Genomic DNA, 5,582 nt, shown 5'->3' with positions numbered 1-5,582 from the left:
CTGCCGGGTTCGTAGAGGTAGTGAACGGTTTTGCCACTGGCGCCATCGGCCTGCGCGGGGCTGCTTTCCCAGGCGAGGGTGTCGCCGTCCCAGCCGAATAAGGTGAAGCCGCACCCCAGTTCGCGTTGTTTGCGGGCCTGTTCGTTTCGGTTCCACTGCGAGCCCGCTTCGTTTCGGTGTGGGTGGTGGGCGTTGGAGTATTTGTAGAGGCGTCTTCCCAGCGGGTCGTAGGCGTAGTCGACGCGCAGCCGGTTGTCTTCAAAGCGTACCAGGCGGTCGAACAGGTCCCAGTGCAGGCGGCTTTGCTGGCCGTTGTGCCAGCGGCGGATCTGGTTGCCGCGTTCGTCGTAGTCGTAGTGGGTGCCGGCGTATTCGCGCAGCAGGTTGTCCATCAGTTTGTTGCGCTTGGCGTCCTGGTCCAGCGGGCGTTGGTGCTGTTGGGTTTTTTCATTCAGCAGGTTGCTGGCCGGGTCGAAGGCGAAGTTTTCGACGCCCAGTCGGCTGGTGGCGTTGAGCAGTCGGCCTACCGGGTCGTAGCGGTACGATAACGGGCCGCGACGGCTGTCGTCGATGTCGGTCAGTTGGCTGGCCGCGTCGTACTGATAGGTGCGTTTGAGCAGGGTGGTTTTGTCGTCGCTGCGGCCCAGCAGTTGTTCTTGCAGGCGCCCGGCCGGGTCCCATTGTTGGGTTTGCAGCAGGCGGTTGCCCTGGTGGCGGACGACTTCGCGGTGCAGGTCGTCGCGCTCGTAGCCGATCAGTTCGTGTTTGTCGAAGCGCAGGCCCAGCAGGTGGCCGCTGCCGTAGGTCAGCCAGCTGACTTTGTGGCCGTCCGGGCGGGTGGTGGCGATGCGTTGGTTGAGCACGTCGTATTCGTGCTGCCACACGGCAACCACCGGGGTTTGCAGGCTCAGGTAGTGCTGGTGTTCGCGCAGCAGGTTGCCCGCCGGCTCGTGGAACCATTGCAGGCGGCTGTCGGCGTTGGTGGCCATGGCCAGGTTGCCGTTGCCGTCGTAGGCGAAGGTTTCGGTTTGGGTGGTGCCGCCCAGGCGTGCGGTGCGTTCGATGAGGCGGCCTGTGGGGTCGAACTCGACGTGGGTGGTGCGCTGGCCGTCGACGGGTGGACGTGGCGCACGATGTTTTTCACGTCGTCGTGAAACAGCCACTCGGAGCGGTCATCAGGACGGCGAATGCGGTAGGTGTAACCGAGGATTTCGTAGTAGTGCTAGGTTTCGTGGCCGTGGGCATCGGTGACGTAAGTCAGGCAGATTTTTTCACAGCACACGACCGACCAAAAAGAAGAAACATTATTCGGGGTTGTACGCCCAAATCGCCGAAATTTTCGTGAGAATGAATTCCAGTAACCTGTTGCCTTTTCGGATTTATAAACAACAGTTTTTTACATCAAGCAATCCGTTTATCTATCGAGACCTGTAGTCACCAAGCAAAAAGATCTTTTGGGCAACGCCATCCAGCCTCAAAATACGCAGTTAAAGGCCGGGTGGAAATCTCGGCTGTTTGGGCGCACAACCCCTTAATTCAATGTCCATAAAACCGGGGCAAGACCAGTTCCCGAGTCTGCCTACGATGAAGTGGCGCTATTTTTTCTCTCCACGGATAACTGCTAGTCCTCTTTCTAGAATTTTCATATCAGGTGGCAGCTTAGAAGAAGCTTTCGATTTTAACCAGGCTGGAACTTTCTGCCGGTACAGCTCATACCCTTCTTCAGTGAAGTCATTCCTAAAGTATTGCCTATCCACCAGCACTCCTTTTTCATCAAAGGGGTTAGTTTTAAGCAGCTTGTTATTGTGAAAAAATTCGACTCGGGCTGTTAGTGCTCGCTTTACTGCAGTCTGCGCCTCAATATCAGGCACAATATTACCCTCTACATCCATTATTTTATATGTATTAACTAGGGACTCTATAGAACCCCAGGCAGAATGATTCTCTTGTATTTTCAAGGTAGCCTCAAGGTTTGTGATAGCCCAATGACTGGAACAAGCTTTTTAGCTTCTCTATCTCGAATGAAAATTCCACCCTCGCGCCTAATATTTATCTCCTTTTCAAGTTGTTGTTTCTTGTTTGCTGTCAAACTAGTGACCTCGTATGTTTTTGTTTGCCAATTTTCAATAACGGCAGTAGAAAGATTCGATCACCAAGCCGCTGTGGTCTGTGTATCGTCGAGGCAGACTATGCTCTTCAATGGACGTTCTCCTTTCAATTCTATTGGAGAGGGCGGTCGGTCACGGGGCAAAGTTTTTCTCGGAAAATATGAGGTCTCCGTGATCATTCTCTGCAAGTAGCCATTTCAGTTTCTTATCTACAATATAGTACTCGAAGTATCGACATTCTTCGATGATGTTTTTGATCTCTGAGAGAGGGAGGCTAAATACAAATTTTTGGTCATTGTCTTCATCGACTATGAACCAAACGTCGTCAGTGGTAGGTGGTGCCACCTCGGTTAGGTGTAGATAACCTGAGTTATCGCCGAAAGTGTATATTTTTGGCGCTACAGCCAAAGATGACCACCAAGCTCTAGGTCTGTCTTTGACAAAGGTAGTTTCTACTATTGATAGCACTCGGTCTTTGTCTTCCACTTCGTTGTTGGCTAGGCCTGCTGCCATTAGGGCAGACTCTATTTCACACTTTAGGGAGGTGCTGTTTGCTTGATTCATAAATATTTTCCTATTTCTTATCGGGGCGATGTGGATGTTGTGGGCCGCCATAGGTGATATTTCCTCGCTCAGCGCAGCCACATCGTCCGCGTTTACCAGCAGTTTGCCAGCCCACATGGGGTTTATCGTGTCCGCTCTTTGTATCCATGTCTGCATGAGGTGCATCATATGCAACTTTGGCTCCACCCTCTCCTTTGAACTCAACTACCGTACCTGTTACTGGGTCATATTTTGAGAATGAGACATTTTCGGGATTTGTCATTCCTGCATTCTTAAAAGCCTGTGTTCTGGCGGTATCAAAGTCAGGTGCATGAGTGAGTTTGGCGAGCCCCAACGGATCAACCCACCCCGTTGGATTCGGCGCATACGCATACAGGTTCAACCCACCCGCATAGCTGATCGGGTCTTTGCTGACAAACCGTCCGGTCCGTGGATCATAGTACCTATACCGATTGTAGTGCAGCCCTGTTTCGTGATCGTGGTACTGGCCCTGAAACCTGATCGGGTTGGTCAGGCCTTTCTGCCGTGCCCATTCCGAGCGTTGTTCTTTGACTTCACCCCACGCTTTGTACTGCGCGCTCCAGGCGATTTGGCCGGTGTGGTCGGTCAGTTCTTGTGGTGTTCCGAGGTGGTCGCACTGGTACCACGCCAGTACGTCTATCGGCAGCGCTTGCGGGGTGTGCGTCCACAGCGGGTCTTGGTCGATGTCGTAGGCGCCGGTGTAACTCGGCTGGGCCAAGAGGCGCATCGGTTGGTGACGCAGGGCCTGGGCCACGGGGACGAAGCTGCCGGGTTCGTAGAGGTAGTGGACGGTTTTGCCGCTGGCGCCGTCGGCCTGCGCGGGGCTGCTTTCCCAGGCGAGGGTGTCGCCGTCCCAGCCGAATAAGGTGAAGCCGCACCCCAGTTCGCGCTGTTTGCGGGCCTGTTCGTTTTGGTTCCACTGCGAGCCCGCTTCGTTTCGGTGTGGGTGGTGGGCGTTGGAGTATTTGTAGAGGCGTCTTCCCAGCGGGTCGTAGGCGTAGTCGACGCGCAGTCGGTTGTCTTCAAAGCGCACCAAGCGGTCGAACAGGTCCCAGTGCAGGCGGCTTTGCTGGCCGTTGTGCCAGCGGCGGGTCTGGTTGCCGCGTTCGTCGTAGTCGTAGTGGGTGCCGGCGTATTCGCGCAGCAGGTTGTCCATCAGTTTGTTGCGCTTGGCGTCCTGGTCCAGCGGGCGTTGGTGCTGTTGGGTTTTTTCGTCCAGCAGGTTGCTGGCCGGGTCGAAGGCGAAGGTTTCGACGCCCAGCCGACTGGTGGCGTTGAGCAGTCGGCCTACCGGGTCGTAGCGGTACGATAACGGGCCGCGACGGCTGTCGTGGATGTCGGTCAGTTGGCTGGCCGCGTCGTACTGATAGGTGCGTTTGAGCAGGGTGGTTTTGTCGTCGCTGCGGCCCAGCAGTTGTTCTTGCAGGCGCCCGGCCGGGTCCCATTGTTGGGTTTGCAGCAGGCGGTTGCCCTGGTGGCGGGCGACTTCGCGGTGCAGGTCGTCACGCTCGTAGCCGATCAGTTCGTGTTCGTCGAGGCGCATGCCCAGCAGGTGCCCGCTGCCGTAGGTCAGCCAGCTGACTTTGTGGCCGTCCGGGCGGGTGGTGGCGATGCGTTGGTTGAGCACGTCGTATTCGTGCTGCCACACGGCAACCACCGGGGTTTGCAGGCTCAGGTAGTGCTGGTGTTCGCGCAGCAGGTTGCCCGCCGGGTCGTGGAACCATTGCAGGCGGCTGTCGGCGTTGGTGGCCATGGCCAGGTTGCCGTTGCCGTCGTAGGCGAAGGTTTCGGTTTGGGTGGTGCCGCCCAGGCGTGCGGTGCGTTCGATGAGGCGGCCTGTGGGGTCGAACTCGACGTGGGTGGTGCGCTGGCCGTCGACGGTGTTGGCCAGGCGGCCGGTGTTTGGGTCGTACTCGTACAGGGTGCTGCGACCGTCAAACCCGATCTCTTTGAGTAAACGGCCTACCGGGTCGTAATCGAATGTCGCCTGCTGCCGGTTTTCGTTTTCCAGCGCGAGCAGTTGCCCGAGGCGGTCCCAGCGATAGCGCAAGGTCTGTTCGGCAGCGTCGATACGCTCGTCGATCAAACCGGCGGCGGTGTAGCTCCAGGTGGTGCAGCGGTTGAGGCCATCGGTGTGGGCCAGCAGTCGGCCTTCGGCGTCGCGGCTAAAGCGTTCTTCGGTGTTGTCCGGGTGGGTGATCAGGATCAGTTGCCCGGCCTTGTACACGTACTCGGTCTTGTTGCCCGCCGCATCGGTGAAGCAGACCATTTGCCCGAGGTCGTTGTACTCCCAAACGCTGGTTTTGCCGGAGCAGTCGACGTACTCCACCAGTTGCCCGGCGTCGTTGTGGGCAAGGGTCTTTTCGTTGCCGTTGGCGTCTTTGATGGCGGTCGGCAAACCGGCGTCGTTGTAGGCGTATTCGGTTTTGTTGCCCAACGGGTCGACGGCTTCAATCAGGTTGCCCTGATCGTCGTAGTCACGTAGCCAAAGGCCACCTTCGGCGTCGCGGATTTTGATCAACTGGTCCTGATCGTTGTACGCGTAGTGCATGACGCTGTGGTCGGCACGGATGTGTTCGAGCAGGTTGCTGCGATCGTCGTAGCTGTAGCGGTCGGTGCTGCCGTCGGGATGCACGTGGCGCAGGATGTTTTTCGCGTCGTCGCGGAACAGCCATTCCGAACGCCCGTCAGCATGGCGGATGCGGTAGGTGTAACCGAGGATGTCGTAGTAGTGCCAGGTCTCGTTGCCGTGGGCGTCGGTGACGTAGGTCAGGCGGATGTTTTCGTCCCATTCCAGGCGCGTGTCGAAGCTGCCGTCGTCGGCCCATTCGCGCACGGCCTTGGCGTCGGGGCCGGTGCCTTGCCATTGCAAGTTCATGCCGCGCTGCG

At 57.2% G+C, this 5,582-nt stretch carries 3 protein-coding genes and 1 pseudogene; all 4 read right to left on the bottom strand.

Going from position 1 to position 5,582, the window contains the following annotated elements; translation table 11 throughout:
* Positions 1–1,109: pseudogene (locus tag HBN68_RS21785) on the bottom strand (RHS repeat protein); the annotation flags it as partial.
* A 486-nt stretch (positions 1,110–1,595) separates the two neighbouring features.
* Positions 1,596–1,958, bottom strand: coding sequence for a hypothetical protein (locus HBN68_RS21780; protein ID WP_169966154.1), 363 nt, complete (start codon positions 1,956–1,958; stop codon positions 1,596–1,598).
* Positions 1,959–2,240: 282 nt separating this feature from the next.
* Positions 2,241–2,672 (bottom strand): DUF6756 family protein, encoded by a 432-nt coding sequence (locus HBN68_RS21775; protein ID WP_169966157.1) that lies wholly within the window; start codon positions 2,670–2,672, stop codon positions 2,241–2,243.
* A gap of 10 nt (positions 2,673–2,682) precedes the next feature.
* A partial coding sequence (locus HBN68_RS21770) for a polymorphic toxin type 47 domain-containing protein (RefSeq protein WP_178088658.1) occupies positions 2,683–5,582 on the bottom strand: 2,900 nt, incomplete at its 5' end.

It is taken from the genome of Pseudomonas sp. WS 5078 (assembly GCF_012985745.1).
GTDB lineage: Bacteria > Pseudomonadota > Gammaproteobacteria > Pseudomonadales > Pseudomonadaceae > Aquipseudomonas > Aquipseudomonas lundensis_A.
This window is presented reverse-complemented; position numbering and strand designations above follow the sequence as displayed.

What these genes read in the sequence shown, in the direction of transcription:
- HBN68_RS21775 (WP_169966157.1), bottom strand. Translation starts at nt 2,672, where the DNA reads ATGAATCAAGCAAACAGCACCTCCCTAAAGTGTGAAATAGAGTCTGCC.